Source organism: Tabrizicola sp. M-4, assembly GCF_051132405.1.
GTDB lineage: Bacteria > Pseudomonadota > Alphaproteobacteria > Rhodobacterales > Rhodobacteraceae > Paragemmobacter.
The window spans coordinates 667,301-687,354 of record NZ_CP128606.1; the positions used below are offsets into that span (position 1 = coordinate 667,301).

Genomic DNA, 20,054 nt, shown 5'->3' on the forward strand with positions numbered 1-20,054 from the left:
CCATGGATGCGAAGGTTCGTCTTTATGTAGATCAGCCCCTCGGGCAGGGGCAAGCCGTGGCCTTGGGCGCGGATCAGGCACATTATCTGTTTTCCGTCATGCGGTTGGGCAAGGGGGCGGTGGTTTCGCTGTTCAACGGGCGCGACGGGGAATGGCGGGCGGAGGTGGCCGAGGCGGGCAAGCGGGGGGGCGTTCTGGTCTGCGACGTGCGGACCAAGGCCCTGCTGATGCCGCCGGACCTGTGGCTGCTGTTCGCGCCGATCAAGAAGGCGCGGACGGATTTCATCGTGGAAAAGGCGGTGGAGATGGGGGTGCGCCGGATCGTGCCCGTCCAGACCCGGCACACGAATTCCGAACGCATCCGGCAGGACCGGTTGCAGGCCCATGCCGTGGAGGCGGCGGAACAGTGCGGGGGCACCTATGTGCCTGAAGTTGCTGATCTTGTCGCGTTGGATCGGGTCTTGGCAGGCTGGCCGGAGGGGCGGCGCATCCTGTGGTGCGACGAGTCTCTGGTGGGGGCGGCGCAGGGGTTGGCAGGGGCGGAACCGGGGCCTTGGGCCATTCTGATCGGGCCGGAGGGCGGGTTTTCGGAAGGCGAGAAGGCGAAGCTCCGGGCGATGCCTGCGGTGCTGCCCGTCAGCCTTGGGCCGCGCATCCTGCGGGCGGATACGGCGGCGGTGGCGGCGCTGGTGCTGTGGCAGGCGGCCTTAGGGGATTGGCGGTGATCCGGCCGGAATTGCGGGATGCCCTGTGGCGGTGGCGCGAGGTGATCGCCGCGGCGGCGGTGGTGGCGCTGGGGCTTTGGGTGGCGTCGGGAGGGGGCTGGATGCTGGTGCCCTTCGGTCTGGGTCTGGCGGGGTTGGCTGCGGGTCTGGCGGTGCAGGCATGGCGGCGGATGCGCTTTGCCCAAGGGGCGGATGCGCCGGGTGTGGTGGAGGTGGACGAGGGCCAGATTTCCTATATGGGGCCTGCACTTGGCGGATTTGTCAGCGTGCCGGAACTGGTGGAGGTGCGGCTGGTGACGCTGCGCGGACGGCGGTTGTGGCGGTTGCGTCAGGCGGATGGGCAGGCCCTGCTGGTGCCGGTGGATGCGGCGGGGGCTGGGGCCCTGTTCGACGTCTTTGCCACCCTGCCGGGGATGGACATGCCGGGCCTTCTGGCGGCGCTTGCCCCCGAGGGGCGGTCGGGCGGGACGGGGCTGGTGGCCGGGGAGGCGATGCGGGTGGTCTGGCGGCGGGCGGGGACGGGTGTGTCAACGGTCTGAGACAGTTGGCGGCAAGGCGGTTCCGGCCCCTTGACTTGACCGTGCAGTCAAAGCACCACATGGGGCCTTGATCAAAGCGAAGATGCGGAGCCTTCCAGATGTCGATTCCCCAATCCGGCGGCGGGCCGATCGAAAGCTTTGCCCAGCTGGCCGAATTCATGGAATCCGGCTGCAAATCCAAGGACTTGTGGCGTATCGGGACCGAACATGAAAAGTTCGGCTGGCTGACCGACAGCCGCCGCCCGCTGCCCTATGATGGTGAACGATCCATTAACGCGCTCTTCTCGGGTCTGGAGGCGCAGTTCGGCTGGGAGCCGGTGCGCGAGGGCGGGAATGTGATCGGTCTGACACGGAACGGGGCGAATATCAGTCTTGAGCCGGGCGGGCAGTTCGAATTGTCGGGTGCGGCCTTTGCCAGCCTGAAGGAAACCGAATCCGAGTTAAGAAACCATTTGGACGAGGTGCGGTCGCTGGCCGAGCCTCTGGGCATCCGGTTCATGGGGATCGGCGCGGCGCCGGAATGGCGGCATGAGGATATGCCGGTGATGCCCAAGGGGCGCTATCGGCTGATGACGGATTACATGGGCCGCGTGGGCACGCATGGCACGCAGATGATGTACCGCACGTCCACGGTGCAGGTGAATCTGGACTATGCGTCGGAAGCCGACATGGTGAAGAAGATGCGCGTGGCGCTGGCTTTGCAGCCCGTGGCGACGGCGCTTTTCGCCTCGTCCCCGTTTTTCGAGGGGAAGGAAAACGGGCACAAGTCGTGGCGGTCGCGGATCTGGCGGGGACTGGATGACAGCCGGACGGGGATGCTGCCCTTCGCCTTTGACGAGGGGTTCGGGTTTCAGGCCTATGTGGACTGGGTGCTGGATGTGCCGATGTATTTCGTCTATCGCGACGGCAAGTATATCAATGCCTTGGGCCAATCCTTCCGCGATTTCCTGAAGGGGGAACTGCCTGCGCTGCCGGGCGAGAAGCCCACGCTTTCGGACTGGGCGGACCATATGACCACGGTCTTCCCGGAGGCGCGGGTGAAGCGCTACATCGAGATGCGCGGGGCCGATTGCGGGGATTTCGCGCATGTCGTGGCGCTGCCTGCCTTCTGGGTGGGGCTGATGTACGACCAGACGGTGCTGGACGCGGCTTGGGACCTTGTGAAGGGGCTGGACGCCGAGACGCGCGAGGGGCTGCGGGTTGCGGCCTCGGTCGAGGGGCTGGCGGGCAAGGCGGGCGGGGTGCGGATTTCCGATCTGGCGCGGGCTGCGGTCGCCCTGTCGCAGGCGGGGCTGGCCGGGCGGGGGTTGGGCGAGGAAAGATATCTGGCGCCGCTGGTGGAGGCGGTGGAGACCGGGGTGACGCAAGCGGATCGCTGGCTTTCGCTGTATCGTGGGGAATGGGGGGGCGACCTCTCCCATATCTATGAGGCGGCGAGCCTTTGAGGGCCGGGGCGGCCGTGCCGCTGCCCGTGCCGCGAACTGTACCGCAAACTGTCAGCACGCAGCGGGCTGTGGGGTGAGTTTCGATTAAGGATGACGCCGTGGCGGGGCGTTTTGCGGTGCCAAGCGGGTGTACCGAAACCTGTGCCGGAAACTGTACCGCAAAGTGTCAGCACGCGGCGGGCTGCGGGTTCAGGATTCGTCAGGCTTTGGGGCGGGGTGATCCCCGCCCCTTTTTGCCGTCATGGGCGGGTTTGCAGCGGGTCCTGACCGAAGCGGTTGGGGCCGGGCGTGCCGCGCGAGGCGAAGAAGACGATCAGCACGATCATCCCGATCAGCGGGACGAAGATGATCAGCAGCCACCAGCCGGAGCGGTTGGTGTCATGCAGGCGGCGCGCGCCGACGGCGAGCGAGGGCAGCAGCGTGGCGAGCGTCCAGATCATGCTGAAGATGTCGCCACCGAAGCCGTTGCCTCCGCCGCCGAAGAGCATGGCCAGCACGAAGCTGACGATGAAGTTGAAGAGGACGAACCACCAGTATTCCGACCGCCGCGCGCGGCCTTCGAAGGTGGCGTATTTCGAGAAGACGGCCTTGACGGCCTCGATCATGTTCATTGCGTTCCCTCGGTTCCCTTTGTTTCGCCTTGTCCTTCCGAATGCAGCGGAGGCGGCGGGAAAAGGGTTACCGAAGCCGTGGCGCGGCGCCAACGGTTTTCTTCGCCGGTGCCCCGCGCGGGGGGCGGATCATTCGCCGCGCGGGAAGCGTTTGCTTTCCTCCAGCACGTTCAGGTCCATGTGGTTGCGCATGTAGCGTTCGGAGGCGGCGCGGAGGGGTTGGTGATCCCACGGGTAATAGGCACCGTTGCGGAGCGCCTCGTAGACCACCCAGCGGCGGGCCTGACTTTCGCGGACGGCGGCGTCGAAGGCGGCGAGGTTCCAGCGGGCATCGGCCTTGGCGCGGAAGGCGGCGAGGGTGGCGCCATGGGCGGGATCGGCGGCGAGGTTGGTGCGTTCCGCCGGATCGGTTTCGAGGTGGAAGAGCATTTCGGGATCGGCGGGGCAGCGGATGTATTTCCACGGGCCATCGCGCAGGGCGACCATCGGGGTGATCGTGCCTTCGGCGGCATATTCCATGGCCACCGGCGCGCTGCGGGGGGTGCCCTGCGCCAGCGGCAGGAGGTTTTCGCCATCGGTCCATGGCAGGATTTCGGCCATGTCGATGCCTGCCAGCGCGCCCAAGGTGGGGGTCACGTCGATGGTGGACACCGGCGTGTCGATGCGCTGCGGGGTGAGGCCGGGGGCGGAGATCATCAGGGGGACGCGGGCGGAGCCTTCGAAGAAGTTCATCTTGAACCACAGGCCCCGGTCGCCCAGCATCTCGCCATGGTCCGAGAGGAAGAGGATGATCGCCTCTTGCCGCGTTGCCTCCAGCGTGTCGAGGATTTCGCCGATCTTGGCATCGACATAGGAGATGTTGGCGAAATAGCCCTGACGGGCGCGGCGGATATGGCTGTCGGTGATGTCGAAGGCGCGCCAGTCGCAGGCGTCCATCAGGCGTTGGGAATGGGGGTCCTGATCTTCGTAGGGGATGGCGGCGGGCGGTTCCAGTTCGGGGGCGCCTTCGTAGAGGTCCCAGAATTTGCGGCGGGCGACGAAGGGGTCGTGCGGGTGGGTGAAGCTGACGGTCAGGCACCAAGGGCGGGCATCGTGGCCGCGTGAGAGGTCGTAGAGTTTCTGCACGGCCTGAAAGGCGACGTCGTCATCGTATTCAAGCTGGTTGGTGATTTCGGCCACGCCCGCGCCCGTGACGGAGCCGAGGTTGTGATACCACCAGTCGATCCTTTCGCCGGGTTTGCGGTAGTCGGGCGTCCAGCCGAAATCGGCGGGGTAGATGTCGGTGGTGAGCCGTTCCTCGAAACCGTGGAGTTGGTCGGGGCCGACGAAATGCATCTTGCCGGAAAGCGCGGTCTGATAGCCCGCGCGGCGCAGGTGGTGGGCATAGGTCGGGATGTCGGAGGCGAATTCGGCGGCGTTGTCATAGACGCGGGTGCGTTTGGGCAGCGCGCCGGACATGAAGGCCGCGCGGGCGGGGGCGCAGAGCGGCGAGGGCGTGTAGCTGTTGGCGAACCGCACCGACCTTTCGGCAAGGCGGCGCAGGTTCGGGGCATGGAGGAAGGGGGCGGGACCATCGGGGAAGAGGGTGCCGGTGAGTTGGTCCACCATGAGGATGAGGATGTTGGGGCGGTTGGTCATGGCGTTCTCCGGCGTCTGCTTCGGGGCGAGATTAGGGAAGCGTCGCGGGCGAGGATAGGGCGGGAACGTCCATTGCCGACCTGCGCCCGACATCGGGGCGCGATGTCGCGAATGGGGGAGGAATGGCCGGGATTTGGCCGTGAGTCGGCTTTGGGGTGGAGTCTGATGGCCGCAAAGAAGGGGAGGGCTGCATGACCATCCGGACCGAGTTTCCCTGCCGTGTCGTCGAGCAGGAGGATATGGGGATCGTGATGCCCGATGGCTGCCGCCTGTCGGCGCGGGTCTGGATGCCCGAGGATGCCGGGGTGCGGCCCGTGCCGGCGGTTCTGGAATACATCCCCTATCGCAAGCGCGACGGGACCCTGCCGCGGGACGAGATGATGCATCCTTACGTCGCCGGGCATGGCTATGCCTGCGTGCGGGTGGACATGCGGGGGAATGGCGACAGCGAAGGGCTGATGGCCGACGAATACACGCAGCAGGAAATGGATGATGCGGTGGCCGTCATCGACTGGCTGTCGCGCCAGCCGTGGTGCAGCGGTGCGGTGGGGATGATGGGCAAGTCCTGGGGCGGGTTCAATTGCCTGCAGGCCGCGTTCAACCAGCCGCCCGCGTTGAAGGCGGTGATTTCGGTCTGTTCCACCACCGACCGCTTTGCGGATGACATCCATTACAAGGGCGGCTGCCTGCTGGGCGAGAATTTCGGCTGGGGGGCGGTGATGCTGTCCTATTCCTCGCGCCCGCCGGACCCTGTGCTGCGCCCGGATTGGCGGCGGATGTGGATGCAGCGGCTGGAGGCCGAGCCTTGGCTGGCGCCGCGCTGGGCCGCGCTGCAGGAGCGGGGGGCGTTCTGGAAGCACGGATCGGTGTGCGAGGATTATTCCCGGATGCGGACCCCGGTCCTGATCTGGGGCGGCTGGGCCGACAATTACATGAACACGGTCGCGCATCTGGTTGAGAACGTGCCCGCGCCCTGCAAGGGGATCGTGGGGCCTTGGGTGCATCAATACCCGCATACGGCGGTGCCGGGGCCGCAGGTGGGGTTCCTGCAGGAGGCGGTGCGGTGGTGGGACCGCTGGTTGAAGGGGGTGGAGAACGGGGCGGAGCATGATCCGGCCTATCGGGTGTGGATGATGCATTCCGCCCCCCCGGATGCCAGCGCGAAGGTCAGGCCGGGGCATTGGGTGGCCGAGGCGGAGTGGCCGTCGCCACGCGTATCGCGGCAGGTCTTGGCTTTGCAGGCCGCGCGCGGGGCGGGGGCGTCGCAGGGGTATTTGGGCCGGGACGAAGGGGCGGAGGGGTTCGCCCTGACGGTGGCGACGCCGCAGCATCTGGGTCTGAAGGCGGGGGAGTTCTTTCCCATGGGCCTGAATGCCGAGATGCCGGGGGATCAGCGCGAGGATGATGCGCTGTCTTTGTGTTTCGATGGTGAGGTGCTGGAAGCGGGGCTGGACCTTCTGGGCGCGGCGGAGCTGCGGTTGCGGGTGGCATCGGACCGGCCGCTTGGGTTCGTCGTGGCGCGGCTGTGCGATGTGGGGCCGGACGGGGCCTCGGTCAGGATCGCGCATGGGATGTTGAACCCGTGTCACCGGGAGAGCCGGGAGAACCCCATGCCCATGGTGCCGGGGGAGGCGGTGGAGGTGGCCTTCGCTCTGGACCAGATGGCCTATCGGGTGGCGCCGGGGCATCGGCTGCGGCTGGCGCTTTCGAACAGTTACTGGCCCTTCGTCTGGCCGTCGCCGGAGGCGGGGCGGTTGGTGGTGACGGGGGGGAGCCTGACGCTGCCTGTGCATGCGGGGAGTGTGGGGGAGTGGGACCCACCGCCTGCGGAACATGCAGTGCCGTGGAAGCATAGGGTGATCCGTGCGGGGCGGACGCGGCGGTTCGTGGAGGAGGACCTGATCGCGGGGACATATGCCCTGATCGTGGAGGATGATCTGGGCGATGCGGAGAACCTGACGCATGGGCTGTGCAGCGGCGAGACGATGAGCGAGCGGTGGGAGATCCGGCCCGATGATCCGCTTTCGGCGCGGGCGGTGCATGTGTGGGAGCAGCGGCTGTCGCGGGGGGACTGGTCGGTGCGGACGCGGGCGGAGGCGGAGATGACGGGGAGCGCCACCCATCTGCGGCACCGGGCGGTGCTGCGGGCATGGGAGGGGGAGGCGCTGGTCTTCGAACGGGTCTGGGATGAGAGCGTGCCGCGGAGGTTCGTCTGAAAAACGTGACCGGGGCGTGGGAAAAAACCTTTGCCCCGGCGGAGATTCGCGGGTTACTGATTGAGCAATCAACAAAAACGGCCGTCGCAGGGGGCGGCCACAATAGGGAGACCACCGGGATGAATTCTGAATTCGACTATATGCTGAAGCGTGCGGCGCGCGGGCTGATGAGCCGTCGTGAATTCGTGGGCCGTGCTTCGGCACTTGGTGTTTCGGCGGCGATGGCGAATTCGCTGCTGGCCTCGGTCGCGCAGGCGCAGCCGGTGAAGGGTGGCGTGATCAAGGCCGGGATTTCGGGCGGGGAATCGACCAACTCGCTGGACCCCGCGGTTGCGGCATCGCCCGCGCCTTTTGCAGTCAGCATGCTCTGGGGTGAGATGCTGGTCATCGTGAACGAGAAGGGCGAGGTCGAGCCGCGCGTCGCGGAGGAGATTTCGTCCAATGCCGATGCGACGGAGTGGAAGTTCAAGATCCGGTCGGGCGTGGAGTTCCATGACGGCAAGACGGTGACGGCGGAGGATGTGGTCGCCACGCTGAAGCGGCATACGGACGAGAAGGCGCAGTCGGGCGCCCTTGGCATCGTGCAGGGGATTTCCGAGATGGTGGCGGAGGGGGACATGGTCACCCTGAAGCTGGCGGCGGCCAATGCCGACCTGCCCTTCCTGCTGGCCGATTATCACCTGCAGATTCAGCCGGGTGGCGGCTATGACAACCCGAATGCGGGCATCGGGGCCGGGCCCTACAAGGTGGTGTCCTTCGAGCCGGGCGTGCGCGCCGTGTTCGAGCGGCATGCGAATTACTTCGACAGCAGCATCGGCCACGCCGATGGGGCCGAGATCCTGATCATCAACGACAACACCGCCCGGACGGCGGCGCTGCAATCCGGTCAGGTCCATATGATCAACCGGGTCGATCCGAAGATCGTGGAACTGCTGAAGGGGATGCCGGGCGTTTCCATCGAGCGGGCGGCGGGTCGCGGGCATTACGTGTTCATCATGCATGCCGATACCGCGCCCTTCGACAACAACGACCTGCGCATGGCGCTGAAATACGCGATCAACCGTCAGGAGATGGTGGACAAGATCCTTGGCGGCTTCGGGTCGGTGGGCAATGACTTCCCGATCAACGCGGCCTATCCCTATTTCGACGCATCGATCCCGCAGCGGGAATTCGATCTGGCGAAGGCGGCGGAGCATTACAAGGCATCCGGCCATGACGGCAGCCCGATCGTGCTGCGCACGGCCCCCGGTGCCTTCCCCGGCGCGGTGGAGGCGGCGCAACTGTTCCAGCAGACCGCCGCGCAGGCGGGCATCCCGCTGGAGGTGAAGGTGGAGCCGGATGACGGCTATTGGTCCGACGTGTGGAACGTTCAGCCCTTCTGCGCGAGCTATTGGGGCGGGCGTCCGGTGCAGGATCAGATGTACTCCACCGCCTATGCCTCGACCGCGGACTGGAACGACACGCGGTTCAAGAACGCGCGGTTCGACGAGCTGCTGGTTGCCGCGCGGGGCGAGCTGGACGGCGAGAAGCGCAAGGCCATGTATTCGGAAATGGCCATGCTGGTGCGCGACGAGGGCGGCCTGATCTGCCCGATGTTCAACGAGTTCGTCGAGGCGCGGCGCGCCGAGGTGGGCGGCTGGTTCGTCGATCCGACGCATGAGCTGATGAACGGGCGCGCGCTGGCCAAGTGCTGGCTGACGGCGTGATCGGGACCGGACCGCGGTGCATCCGATCCTGAAACTGGTGGCCCAGCGTATCGCGCTGGGCCTGCTTCTCTTGCTTGCGGTGTCGCTGCTGATCTTTCTGGGCACCGAGGCACTGCCGGGCGATGTGGCGCAGGCGATCCTTGGCCAGTCGGCCACGCCGGAGGCGCTTGCCAACATGCGCGAGGCGATGGGCCTGAATGAGCCGGCCCATGTGCGGTATTTCGACTGGCTTGGCGGCATCCTGACCGGGGATTTCGGCACGGCATTGACGAATGGGCAGGATATCGGGCAGGCCATCGGCCAACGCCTTGGCAATACGCTGTTCCTTGCGGCCTGTGCGGCGGCGATTTCGGTGCCGCTGGCGATCCTGCTTGGCCTTGTCGCGGCGCGCTATCAGGGGCGGTGGCCGGACAAGGTGATTTCCGGGGTGACGCTGTCGACGATTTCGCTGCCGGAATTCGTGGCGGCCTATTTCGTGATCTTCCTGCTGACGCAGGTCTTTCCGATCTTCCAGCCGGTTGCCATGGTCTTTCCGGGCATGGGCTTCTGGGAGCGGTTGCAGGCCGTGGCCCTGCCGGTGATCGTGCTGGTTCTGGTGGTGCTGGCCCATATGATGCGTATGACGCGGGCGGCGATCCTGAACGTGATGCAATCGGCCTATATCGAGACGGCGGAATTGAAGGGCCTGTCGCCGATGCGGGTGATCTGGCAGCACGCCTTTCCCAATGCCATCGCGCCCATCGTTTCCGTCGTGGTCCTGAACCTTGCCTATCTGGTGGTGGGGGTCGTCGTGGTGGAAGTGGTCTTCGGCTATAACGCGCTGGGCCAGTATCTGGTAGACCATGTGGCCAAGCGCGACCTGCCGGTGGTGCAGGCGGTGGGGTTGATCTTCGCCGCCGTCTATATCGGGCTGAACATCCTTGCCGATGTCATCGCGATCATCGCCAATCCGCGTCTGAGGCACCCGAAATGAGGATACCCTTCTCGGCCCTGCTGGGCCTGATATTGACCGGGGCCTTCGTCTTTTGCGCGGTCTTCGCGCAGGTCATCGCGCCCTATCCGGTGGATGCGGTGATGGGGGGGGTGTGGGAGTCGCCCTCGGCCACGCATTGGCTGGGCACGGACACGATCGGGCGGGATATCCTGAGCCGGATGATCTATGGCGGGCAGATCACCATCTTCGTGGCGCTGGCGGCATCGGTTCTGTCCTTCGGTCTTGGGTCCTTCCTCGGGTTCCTTGCCGCCGTGCGGGGCGGGTGGGTCGATCAGGGCCTGTCGCGGATGGTCGATCTGATGATGGCGATCCCGTCGCTGATCGTGGCCTTGGTACTGCTGTCGGTGCTGCCCATCAACCTGACGGTGCTGATCGTGGTGATGGGATTGCTGGATTCCACGCGGGTGTTCCGTCTGGCGCGGGCGGTGGCGATGGATATCGCGGTGATGGATTATGTCGAGGCGGCCAAGCTGCGCGGCGAGGGGCAGGGGTGGATCATCTTCCGCGAGATATTGCCCAATGCGCTGTCGCCTTTGGTGGCGGAGTTCGGGCTGCGGTTCATCTTCGCGGTGCTGTTCATTTCGACGCTGTCCTTCCTTGGGCTGGGCATCCAGCCGCCGCTGGCCGATTGGGGCGGGATGGTGAAGGAGAACAAGGACGGGCTGATCTATGGCAAATCCGCCGCGCTGATGCCCGCGCTGGCCATCGCCCTGCTGGCGATTTCGGTGAACCTTGTGGCGGACTGGATCCTGTCGCGGACGACGAGCCTGAAAGGGGGGCGCGGTGCCTGAATTGCTGGAGATCAGGAACCTGCGGATCGAGGCGACGTCCTATCCGCCGGGGGAACCGCCGCGCGATGTGGTTCTGGTGGATGACGTGTCGGTCAGCGTGGCCAAGGGCAAGGTGCTGGGCCTGATCGGGGAATCCGGGGCGGGGAAATCCACCATCGGGCTGTCGGCCATGGCCTATGGGCGCGGGGGCGTGCGGCTGACGGGCGGGGAGATCGTGCTGAACGGGCGCGACATCAGGGGGCTGGGGGCCGGTGGGTTGCGGGCGCTGCGAGGGCGCGAGGTGACCTATGTGGCGCAATCGGCCGCCGCTGCCTTCAACCCGGCCAAGCGGTTGATGGAGCAGGTGATCGAGACCTCGGTTTCCCATGGGGTGATGGGGCGCGAGGAGGCGGAGAAGCGGGCGGTGGGGCTGTTCCGCAAGCTGGGCCTGCCGAACCCCGAGACATTCGGGCAGCGTTACCCGCATCAGGTTTCGGGCGGTCAGTTGCAGCGGGCGATGACGGCGATGGCGCTGTGTCCGAAGCCTGACCTCGTGATCTTCGACGAACCGACGACGGCGCTGGACGTGACGACGCAGATCGACGTTCTGGCGGCGATCAAGGAGGCGATCCGGGATACCGGGGTGGCCGCGCTTTACATCACCCACGATCTGGCCGTGGTGGCGCAGGTGGCGGATGACATCCTCGTGCTGCGGCACGGGAAGAAGGTGGAATACGGCGCGGTGGGGCAGGTGATCACCGCCCCGCGCGAGGCGTATACCCGCGCGCTGGTCTCTGTCCGGTCGATCGAGCATGTGGAGAAGGCCGAGGCGCCGCCGCTGCTTTCGGTGCGGAACGTGACGGCGCGCTACAAGGGGACGTCCTTCGACGTGCTGAAATCGGTCACGGTGGACCTGCCCGCCGGGCAGACGCTGGCCGTGGTGGGGGAGAGCGGATCGGGGAAATCGACGCTGGCGCGGGCGATCACCGGGCTTTTGCCGCCCTCCACCGGGCGGATCACCTTTGCCGGGCGAGACTTGCCGCGTGATCTGGCGGCGCGGAGTCGGGATGACCTGCGCGAGTTGCAGATGATCTATCAGATGGCCGATGTGGCGATGAACCCGCGGCAGACGGTGGGGACGATCATCGGGCGGCCGCTGGAATTCTATTTCGGGATGAAGGGCGAGGAGAAGCGGCGGCGGGTGCAGGACCTGCTGGACCAGATCGAGATGGGCAAGGGCTATGCCGACCGCTACCCGGCAGAGCTTTCGGGGGGGCAGAAGCAGCGGGTCTGCATCGCGCGGGCGCTGGCGGCGAAGCCCAAGCTGATCATCTGCGACGAGGTGACCTCGGCGCTGGATCCGCTGGTGGCGGATGGCATCCTGAAGCTTTTGCTGGAGTTGCAGGCGCGGGAGGGGGTGGCCTATCTGTTCATCACCCATGACCTTGCCACGGTGCGCGCCATCGCGGACCGGATCGCGGTGATGTATCGGGGCCAAGTGGTGCGATACGGGTCGAAGACCGATGTGCTGACGCCGCCCTTCGACGATTACACCGACCTGCTGCTGTCTTCGGTGCCCGAGATGCGGCTGGGCTGGCTGGAGGAGGTGCTGGCCCATCGCAAGATGGAAAGCGCGGGGAATTAGCGGGCGTAGTCGCTGCCCTCGGCATCCAGCAGGGCGCGGAGTTCGCGCAGATGCGCCTCGGCGAAGCCGGGATAGGCGGCCCATTCCCGCGCGGTCTTTTCGGCGATTTCATCGGGCAGGATGCGCAGGGGGCGGCCTGTCTGCAGGGCGCGGATATAGGTCTCGGCCGCGCGTTCGAAGTAATAGAGGCGGTTGAACGTCTCGGCCACGCTGGGGCCGATGACGAGGACGCCGTGATTTCCCATGACCATGGCGATGGTCTTCGGATCGGCCAGAAGGGCGGCGCAGCGGGTGCCTTCCTCTTCGAAGGCCATGCCGCCGTAATGATCGTCGATCACGATGCGGTCGTGGAACATGGCGCTGTTCTGGTCGATGGCGGGAAGGCGGCTGTCGGCGAGGCTGGCCAGCACGGTGGCATGGATGGAATGGACATGCATGACGCAGCGGGCATGGGGCAGGGCGCGGTGGATGGAGCCGTGCAGGCCCCATGCCGTGGGATCGGGGGCATCGGGGCGGTCCATCGTGGCGGGGTCGTTCGCGTCGATCTCGATCAGGGCGGAGGCGGTGATGCGGGCGAAATGGCGGCCGTTGGGGTTGATGAGGAAGCGCGTGCCTTCGGGGTTGATGGCGAGGGAGAAGTGGTTCGCCACGGCCTCGTGCATGTTGAGGCGGGCGGTCCAGCGGAAGGCGGCGGCCATGTCGCAGCGTTCCTGCCAATGGGTGAGGTTGGGGCTGGGGGCGTTCATGGGTGATCCTCTGATCCGGGCCAAGTTCCCTTGGCCATGGCGGAAAGCGTGCGGGTGATGCGGGCAAAGCTGGCGGCGGCGCGGGGGACGGTGGCGCGGGCGCGCAGGTAGCCATGGACGAGGCCGGGTTCGGTGATGGCGCGGGCGGGGGTTCCGGCGGCGGTCAGGCGGGCGGCATAGGCGGTGGCATCATCGGCGAGCGGGTCGCATTCGGCGGCGATGGCGAGGGTGGGGGGGAGGTTCGCGAAGTCGCTGTCCGAGAGCGGGGCGAAGCTGGGATCGGGGGGCGGTTCAGGGGCATCGCCATGGCGGATGCGTGCGTAGAAGAGGACGTCGTCGCGGGTGAGCATGGGGGCCTGCGCATGGGTCAGGTAGGAGCCCGCGTCACGGTTGCCGCCAAGGCCGGGATAGATGAGGACCATGCCCGCGATGCCAAGGGCGCCTTTGCGGCCGATGGTCTGTGCCGTGGCTGCGGCGAGGGTGCCGCCCGCACTGTCGCCCGCGAGGAGGAGGGGCGCCGCGCATTCGGCGGCGATGGCGCGGGTGGCGGCGAGGGCGTCGTGGAAGGCGGCGGGGTGGGGGTGTTCGGGGCAGAGGCGGTAATCGACCGAGACGACGGTCAGGCCGGTTTCGGCGCGGATTTCGGCGCAGACATCGTCATGGCTGTGCAGGCCGCCCACCACGAAGCCGCCGCCGTGGAAATAGACGACCGTGCCGCCTTGGCCGGGGTAGTGGCGGCAGGGGATGCCGTCGAAGGGGCGGTCTTCCGCCGTGACGCCGGGGGGATAGCCGCGATGGAAGGCGCGGCACATGGCATCGTAGATCGCGCGTTGATCGGCGATGGAGAGGGTGGCGGTGTCGGGGGGATAGGCGGCCTCGGTCCTGCGGATGAAGTCCCAGGTCGGGGCGTCGATGAGGGTGGTGTAATCGGGGCTGTCCATTGCCCGAGTTTGCGCGCGGCGGGCGCGGATGGCTAGCGGATTGCGGCCTGCGCTGGTGTCGCGGATGAACAAGGGGGCAAAAGCAAAGGGGCGCAGGCCAATGGCTGCGCCCCTTTGGAATTTCGGCGATCCGGATGGATCAGGCGAGGGCGAGGTTCGTTGCCGACTCGCGGCCGTCGCGGCCTGCTTCGATGTCGAAGGTCACGGCCTGGCCGTCCTTCAGGCCACGCAGGCCAGCACGCTCCAGCGCGGTGATATGGACGAACACGTCCTTCTTGCCGCCTTCCGGGGCGATGAAGCCGTAGCCTTTGGTTTCATTGAACCATTTCACGGTGCCCTTGGCCATCGTGAAGTCTCCTGTCGTATCTGCCGCCCGCACCTTGCGGCGGCCTGGCCCCGTCAGCTTGGTCGATGCTGTGGCCGGAAAATCCGAGACAGAAGTCGAGTAGAGTTAACGTCGCACCGGGGGATATGGGGGTATATGGGCAAGAAATCAAGAAAATTGGGGTTAACGCAGGGTAAATCGGCGGAAAGGGTTCGGGAAAATACATTCAGCATATTGAATGTAATGGCCGGAGCCGCTATATCCCCAGTGTCGCGGCCCGGTTTCGGGGCGCTTGGATGGGAGATGACGACATGTCGCTGGATCGTGCGGTGCTGGCTTTTGCGGGGGTGATGGTTCTGGTGAGCGTGCTGCTGACGCAGTTCGTTTCCCCTTATTTCCTGTGGTTTACGGTGTTCATCGGGGTGAACCTGATCCAGTCGAGCGTGACCGGGTTCTGCCCTGCGGCATCGGTGATGAAGAAGCTGGGCCTGCGTCCGGGCTGCGCTTTCTGAGGCGCGGGGCCGGGGGCGCCGGGGCTGCCTGTTTTCCGGGCAACCCTGCGCGGCGGCCATACCGCAGGCCGTGCCGCAATCGGTACCGCAAAGCGTATGCGCGCAGCGGGCGGTGGGGCAAGGAATGCGAAGGAAAGCTTGACGGCCCCTGCGAAGGCGGGGGCCGTTCTTCCTGTGGGTCAGGGCCGGACGACCGAGAGGGTGCAGCCGTTGCTGTCGAGCCCGCGGAAGGACCCGCTGGCCCGATCAAAGACGAGAAGGGATTCGGTCGGGCCGAGCCCTTCCCAGGTGATGCGGGAGGTGAGGGCGTCGCCGTCGAGGCGGCTGTCGAAACTGCCCCGCTGTTGCAGGTTGTTCGTCACGGTGCCCCGGAAGACGTTCGGCGCGATCTCCACCACATCGGCCTGCGCGTCGATGCGGATGTTGCCGTATTGGCTTTGCGGCGGGCAGATGGCGGTGATCTTCCATGACCCCGCGACCTGCGGCACGCAGGCCGCAAGAAGGGCCGCCCCGGCAAGGGCGATGGCTGTTGTTCCTTTGCGCATTCTGTATTCCCTCCCGTATCTGGCGTCATCGCCACCGTCTGCGGGAAGATGGCATCGCCCGGCTTGCGGACAAAGCGATTCGAGGTCGGTTGGACCTTGGTCGGAGCGGTGACCCCGGACCGCGGACCTAGGGGCGGAGGGCCAGTTTCTGCTTGGCGAGAGAGAAGTCGCGGGCGTTGGCGAGGGTGACCCATTTCTCGGCCGGGATGCGGGTGCCGTTCACGAATGTGCCATGGGTGGAGCCGAGGTCGCGGATCATCGGCACGCCGTTCCGGATGACGATCTCGCAATGGCGGCCGGAGATGCTGGGTTCATCAAGGGGGACATGCGACCAAGCCTTGTCGCGCCCGAGACGGAGCGGTTTGTCGGGGGTGAAGCCGGGGATCTTGCCCAAGGCTCCGGCGCGGCCCTTGAGTTTGCCGTTCAGGAAGGTGAGCCGCAGGTCGGCGGCTGTGGGCGGGGCCATGGGGCAGCGCCAGACGGTTCCGGCGAGGCGGTCGTAATGCGACAGGCTGCCGAAGCGCAGGCCGGAGATGCCGAAGCAGAAGAGTTTGCCCAGAAAGCGGGTGAAGCGGCGCGGGAGTGACATGTGCTTGCCGCTGCTGTCGGACATGCCGAGGCCGAGGGCGAGGCGACCGGGGCTGTAGCCACCCGCGAGGACATCGGTGATGAGCCAGAAGGGTGGCAGCAGGACGATGAAGAAGATGGGCAGGGCGAAGCGGTCGAGGGCGGCGGGGAGGAGGGCCGTGATCGGCCCCTTGAGCGCGGGATAGGCCATGCCCGCAAGGACATAGAGGAGAAGGAGGTCGAGGACTCCTGCCGCGAAGAGCAGGCGGGCGGCGGGTTTGGCTTCGAGCGGGCCGTGGTTTGGCATCAGCGTGCCCCCATTTGGTCGAAGATCAGGATGGCGGCGGTGGAGATGGTGAAGGTCAGCAGGACGAGGCTGCGTTCCGCCACGGCGGCAGGCCCGGCGATGCCGCGCTGCGCGCCGAAGTTCTCCACCATGCAGCGGCAGGCGAACATCGCGCCGATCACGGCGAGGAGGAATTCCTGCGGCAGGTCGGTGCGCTGACGCGGGGAGACGAGCCAATCGGCGAGGCCCGCGACGAAGCCCGCCATGAGGATGGCAAGGATGAGCGAGACCAGCACGCGGACATCGCGCGGCAGGCGCTGGGCCAGACGCACGAGCAGGCCGGTGGTCCAGCCGATCCCGGCGGCGAAGGCGAGGAAGAGGACGAGGCGCACCGGGAAGGGAGCATCGTGGATGGGGATGGTGGGAAGCGAGGTGCTGTCGGATTTCGCGGCGGCGAGCCCCAGCAATGCTGCGATTGTGCCGATGACGGAGAAGAGGTCGTTGATGCTGCCTATGACTTTGGCGAAAAGGTCGAACCGTCCCTGCACCACGCCCAGGATGGGCCGCCACCACGATCTTGTTCCCAAAGCACTCTCCCGAAGGCCGATTCGATCTTTCCAACAGCGTCGGTCACGTGACCTCACGAAGGCGCGAAACCGGCCTCAGTGTTTTGCAGCCGGTGGCGCGCTGTCAACCGCGACGGTGTGATCAGGGGGAATGGTGACCCTAAGATGTTGTTTTTCTGAAATTTCGCAGGCGCGTTAACAAATGTTCCCAGTTTGACACGGGCATGCCCCATTTTCGACTAAGGTCCCGTTGAAGCACACATTCGTTGACGCATGGTCACGCCTAGGCAAGGATTTGCCTATGTGCATCACAATTTTGGGAGCATCATTTATGCGCCGTCTCACTACTGTCGGAATTTTCGTAGTCGGACTGGCCCTTTCGGCCTGCACCGAGACCACGTCCAGCGGGACGGGCGGTGCGACGACAAAACCCGCGACTGCGGTCACTGCGGTTTCGACGCAGAAGACGGCGGCGGAGCGGAAGCTGGAGGCCGAGGCCAAGAGCCTGAATCAGGTCACAAACAATATCATCGTGCGAAACACGGTCGAGGGCGCGGTCGTCGGCGCGCTGGCCGGATGCGGGATCGCGCTGCTTTTGGGTGGTGACGGGAACGACTGCGCGGCGGGTGCCGTGGTCGGCGGGGTTGCGGGCGGTGTGACCGGCAATCAGGTGGGTCGCGCGGCGGCGGCGAAGAATGTGGAACTGGTCAAGCGGGATCAGGTTCTGGCCAATCTGCGCGGCGTCAGCACGCGGCTGAATTCGGTGGAATCGAACCTGCGCGCCGTGGTGCGGTCGCAGAATGCGGAGATCGCGTCGCTGAACCGCCAGCTGGCGGCGGGGCAGATCACCAAGTCGTCCTACAATGCGCGGGTGAACGCCATCAATTCGAACCGCCGCGCGGTCGACTCGGCGCTGGCGGCGAGCGAGCGCAACATCGTGAAGACGCGCAACGAGATCAAGTCCGCGCAGCGGCAGGGTCAGGGTGGTCTGGGCGGCGTGGAAAGCGCTGCGGCCAGCACGCAGGACCGGCTGGCGCGCAACCGCAAGCTGCTTGCCCTTGTGAACTGATTTCACGGCCCCGCCCGGAGGACGGGCGGGGCCCCATTTTGCCATTGCGGAGAGACTTATGAGAAAGAGCGCCCTTTCCCTTCTGATCGGATCGGTCCTTGGCCTTGCGGCCTGCACGGGATCGACGGACCCGACGACCGCCACGCTGTTCGACAACATCCGCAACCTGAATTCGGGCGAGTATGACCGCCAGATCGCGGCCAAGGATGCCGAGGCGGCGGCCATCATCGCCAACAACCGGGCGGCGCAGTCGCGGATCAGCGGGCTGGAGTCGCAGTCGGCGTCGAACAGCCAGACCATCGCGGCGCTGCGCAGCCAGATCGCGGCGGTGCGCGGGCAGGCCTCTTCGGCGCGGGCGGCGGTGGCGGGTGATCCGGCGAAGGTGGCGCGTTTGAACGCGCTGGAAGGCCAGATCAACGCGGTGCAGGCCGATGTGAATGCCGGTGGCGACCCCGGGGTGGCACGGGCCGAGTTGAACCGCGTTTCGGCGGCGATCCGCGCGCTGGCTGGCTGAGGCCCCGGCGCCATTGCGTGCCGCGTCACCGGAGCAGAGGCCGGTGGCGCGGTGTCGCCTGCACCCTTGGCATGAGGATGACGACCTGATGAAGACGACCAATGTCCTGTTGAAGGCCGTGGCTCTGGGCGCGCTGTTCGGCGCCGGGTGGCCGGTGCTTGAGGCGGCGGGCCCTGCGGGGCGCGCGATGGCGCAGGAGGCGGCACCGGAGATCGCGGATGCCGATGCGGTGGCGACGCGCTTCCCGGCGACGGGGCTGGCGGTGCTGGATTGCGCGCCCGTGGCGCCCGCGCCTGCGGATAGCTGCGTGCTGCGGGTGCCGCCGAACCGGACCATGGGCGGGATCACCAAGAAGGAGACGGGCGAGGTCACGGGCGATTTCGGGTTCGAGAGCGATCTGTCGACGGTGACGCCGGGGCTGGCGCTGTCGAAGACGATGGTGCTGATCGACCTGACGCCGGGGCTGGGGGGCGAGCGCAAGCCGAGTTGGAACCGGGAGAGGGCGCTGATCCTTGAACTGGTGCGGAGCCTGCCTGCGGGGCATCCCGTGGCGCTGTACGGGTTCAACGAGAGCCTTGAGCGGCTGACCGATTTCACCACTGACCGCGCGCTGCTTGAGCGGACGGTCGAGGGGCTGGAACTGCGGGGATCGAATACGCGGATCGCGACGAATGCGCGGGATGCGATCACCCTGATGGGGGCGCAGGAGGATACGGTCCTGCGCAACCTGATCATCCTGTCGGATGGCGAGGAAGAGGGCGTGCGCGCGGTGGAGGAGGTCGCCTCGGCCGCCGTCGAGCATGGGGTGACGGTGTCGACGCTGGGCCTGTTCTGGCGGGCGGCCGGGTCGCCGCAGAACGGGGCGGGGCTGGATTATCTGGCGACGCTGAGCGAGGGCGCGCTGGGGGCTGCGGGCGGGATCACCGTGTCGCGGACCGAGGAGGCGCGGGCCGGGCTGGCGGAATTCGTGGCCGGGGTGAATGGCGCGATCGGCGAGTCGGGCATCATCGTGCCGCGCGGCACGCCGGTGGAAGCCGACATCACCGTGACGCTGCGCAAGCCGCGTGTGGGCGAGGCGGGCGTCTTTGACGACGAGACGGTGAGCGCGCGCTTTACCCCGGTGGCGATGCGGGGCGGGGCCGAGGAGGCCGCGCCAGAGCCGGAGCCGGAACCGCTGCAATGGTATGAAGAGGAGTGGATGGGCTATCCGCTTCTGTGGTGGCTGATCGGGGCCGGGGTTCTGGCGGCGGCTGTCGTCGGGCTGGTGGTCGCGCTGGTGCAGCGCGGCAAGGGGGCCTCTTCGGAGGAGGACATGCTGCCCCTGATGGACGGGCCGGATCTGGAGCCTGCCGCGCCGTCGCCTGCCCCCGTGGTCGCCCCGCCGTCGCCGGCCATCGCGTTCTTCGTGCGCGAGGATACGGGCGAGCGGCTGGCGGTGCGCAAGCCGCGCGTGACCATCGGGCGGTCGGAGACCTGCGATGTGGTGGTGGCCGATCCCAGCGTGTCGCGCCTGCATGCCGAGTTGGAGCGGCGCGGACCCGACAGCTTTGCGGTGACGGATTCCGGCAGCCTGAACAAGACGCGGGTGAACGGGAAGGTCATCTCGGATGCGAGGGCGCTGAAGGCCGGGGATGTGGTGAGCTTTGGCGAGATCAAGCTGCGTTTCACCCTTGCCTGAGGCGGGTGTGAGGCGC

General features: G+C 66.7%; 20 protein-coding genes. 12 read left to right on the top strand and 8 right to left on the bottom strand.

The window, feature by feature from the left end; genetic code table 11:
• The first annotated feature begins 2 nt into the window (after positions 1–2).
• The 3 genes from TabM4_RS03345 (at position 3) to TabM4_RS03355 (ending at position 2,709) form a co-directional block, all read left to right on the top strand.
• Entirely contained in the window at positions 3–725 is a 723-nt protein-coding gene (locus TabM4_RS03345; RefSeq protein ID WP_434618397.1) for a 16S rRNA (uracil(1498)-N(3))-methyltransferase, read from the top strand.
• Positions 722–1,264, top strand: coding sequence for a hypothetical protein (locus TabM4_RS03350; RefSeq protein WP_434618400.1), 543 nt, complete (start codon positions 722–724; stop codon positions 1,262–1,264). The genes TabM4_RS03345 and TabM4_RS03350 overlap by 4 nt, the downstream gene beginning before the upstream one ends.
• A gap of 98 nt (positions 1,265–1,362) precedes the next feature.
• Positions 1,363–2,709, top strand: coding sequence for a glutamate--cysteine ligase (locus tag TabM4_RS03355; protein WP_434618403.1), 1,347 nt, complete (start codon positions 1,363–1,365; stop codon positions 2,707–2,709).
• 239 nt (positions 2,710–2,948) lie between these two features.
• On the opposite strand, the gene TabM4_RS03360 is transcribed toward TabM4_RS03355, so the two are convergent.
• On the bottom strand, positions 2,949–3,320 hold the full coding sequence (locus tag TabM4_RS03360) for a DUF805 domain-containing protein (RefSeq protein WP_434618405.1): 372 nt from the start codon (positions 3,318–3,320) through the stop codon (positions 2,949–2,951).
• Positions 3,321–3,449: 129 nt separating this feature from the next.
• A complete protein-coding gene (gene betC, locus TabM4_RS03365; RefSeq protein WP_434618408.1) occupies positions 3,450–4,958 on the bottom strand; it encodes a choline-sulfatase in 1,509 nt (502 codons plus the stop codon).
• A 191-nt stretch (positions 4,959–5,149) separates the two neighbouring features.
• Here betC and TabM4_RS03370 point away from each other — a divergent pair, with 191 nt between their 5' ends.
• The 5 genes from TabM4_RS03370 to TabM4_RS03390 all read left to right on the top strand — a co-directional run bounded on the left by TabM4_RS03370 (position 5,150) and on the right by TabM4_RS03390 (position 12,289).
• Positions 5,150–7,174 carry a CocE/NonD family hydrolase gene (locus TabM4_RS03370; RefSeq protein WP_434618411.1) on the top strand — a complete coding sequence of 675 codons (2,025 nt, stop codon included), beginning with the start codon at positions 5,150–5,152 and terminating at the stop codon, positions 7,172–7,174.
• Between the two features lie 119 nt (positions 7,175–7,293).
• Positions 7,294–8,880 carry an ABC transporter substrate-binding protein gene (locus TabM4_RS03375; RefSeq protein WP_434618414.1) on the top strand — a complete coding sequence of 529 codons (1,587 nt, stop codon included), beginning with the start codon at positions 7,294–7,296 and terminating at the stop codon, positions 8,878–8,880.
• A gap of 16 nt (positions 8,881–8,896) precedes the next feature.
• Positions 8,897–9,853 carry an ABC transporter permease gene (locus TabM4_RS03380; RefSeq protein WP_434618416.1) on the top strand — a complete coding sequence of 319 codons (957 nt, stop codon included), beginning with the start codon at positions 8,897–8,899 and terminating at the stop codon, positions 9,851–9,853.
• A complete protein-coding gene (locus tag TabM4_RS03385) occupies positions 9,850–10,665 on the top strand; it encodes an ABC transporter permease (protein WP_434618419.1) in 816 nt (271 codons plus the stop codon). Before TabM4_RS03380 ends, TabM4_RS03385 begins: the two co-directional genes overlap by 4 nt.
• Entirely contained in the window at positions 10,658–12,289 is a 1,632-nt protein-coding gene (locus TabM4_RS03390) for an ABC transporter ATP-binding protein (protein ID WP_434618422.1), read from the top strand. The genes TabM4_RS03385 and TabM4_RS03390 overlap by 8 nt, the downstream gene beginning before the upstream one ends.
• On the opposite strand, the gene TabM4_RS03395 is transcribed toward TabM4_RS03390, so the two are convergent.
• The 3 genes from TabM4_RS03395 to TabM4_RS03405 form a co-directional block, all read right to left on the bottom strand.
• Positions 12,286–13,035: a class II aldolase and adducin N-terminal domain-containing protein gene (locus tag TabM4_RS03395; RefSeq protein WP_434618425.1), complete on the bottom strand. Its 750-nt coding sequence runs from the start codon at positions 13,033–13,035 to the stop codon at positions 12,286–12,288. The genes TabM4_RS03390 and TabM4_RS03395 overlap by 4 nt on opposite strands.
• On the bottom strand, positions 13,032–13,976 hold the full coding sequence (locus TabM4_RS03400) for an alpha/beta hydrolase fold domain-containing protein (RefSeq protein WP_434618428.1): 945 nt from the start codon (positions 13,974–13,976) through the stop codon (positions 13,032–13,034). The genes TabM4_RS03395 and TabM4_RS03400 overlap by 4 nt, the downstream gene beginning before the upstream one ends.
• Before the next feature lie 139 nt (positions 13,977–14,115).
• Positions 14,116–14,322: a cold-shock protein gene (locus TabM4_RS03405; RefSeq protein WP_023665438.1), complete on the bottom strand. Its 207-nt coding sequence runs from the start codon at positions 14,320–14,322 to the stop codon at positions 14,116–14,118.
• A 290-nt stretch (positions 14,323–14,612) separates the two neighbouring features.
• Between TabM4_RS03405 and TabM4_RS03410 the strand changes: the two genes are divergently transcribed.
• Complete coding sequence (locus tag TabM4_RS03410) at positions 14,613–14,813, top strand: YgaP family membrane protein (RefSeq protein WP_434621913.1); 201 nt, start codon at positions 14,613–14,615, stop codon at positions 14,811–14,813.
• A 179-nt stretch (positions 14,814–14,992) separates the two neighbouring features.
• Here the strand turns inward: TabM4_RS03410 and TabM4_RS03415 are convergent, their stop codons facing one another.
• The 3 genes from TabM4_RS03415 to TabM4_RS03425 all read right to left on the bottom strand — a co-directional run bounded on the left by TabM4_RS03415 (position 14,993) and on the right by TabM4_RS03425 (position 16,798).
• Complete coding sequence (locus TabM4_RS03415) at positions 14,993–15,358, bottom strand: hypothetical protein (RefSeq protein ID WP_434618432.1); 366 nt, start codon at positions 15,356–15,358, stop codon at positions 14,993–14,995.
• 127 nt (positions 15,359–15,485) lie between these two features.
• Positions 15,486–16,232: an FHA domain-containing protein gene (locus TabM4_RS03420; protein WP_434618435.1), complete on the bottom strand. Its 747-nt coding sequence runs from the start codon at positions 16,230–16,232 to the stop codon at positions 15,486–15,488.
• Positions 16,232–16,798, bottom strand: a complete 567-nt coding sequence (locus tag TabM4_RS03425) for a hypothetical protein (protein WP_434618438.1) — start codon at positions 16,796–16,798, stop codon at positions 16,232–16,234. Before TabM4_RS03425 ends, TabM4_RS03420 begins: the two co-directional genes overlap by 1 nt.
• A 310-nt stretch (positions 16,799–17,108) precedes the next feature.
• Here TabM4_RS03425 and TabM4_RS03430 point away from each other — a divergent pair, with 310 nt between their 5' ends.
• The 3 genes from TabM4_RS03430 (at position 17,109) to TabM4_RS03440 (ending at position 20,038) form a co-directional block, all read left to right on the top strand.
• Complete coding sequence (locus TabM4_RS03430; RefSeq protein ID WP_434618441.1) at positions 17,109–17,846, top strand: hypothetical protein; 738 nt, start codon at positions 17,109–17,111, stop codon at positions 17,844–17,846.
• A gap of 58 nt (positions 17,847–17,904) precedes the next feature.
• Positions 17,905–18,360 carry a hypothetical protein gene (locus TabM4_RS03435; RefSeq protein WP_434618444.1) on the top strand — a complete coding sequence of 152 codons (456 nt, stop codon included), beginning with the start codon at positions 17,905–17,907 and terminating at the stop codon, positions 18,358–18,360.
• 88 nt (positions 18,361–18,448) lie between these two features.
• Entirely contained in the window at positions 18,449–20,038 is a 1,590-nt protein-coding gene (locus tag TabM4_RS03440) for an FHA domain-containing protein (RefSeq protein ID WP_434618447.1), read from the top strand.
• Positions 20,039–20,054: the final 16 nt, after the last annotated feature.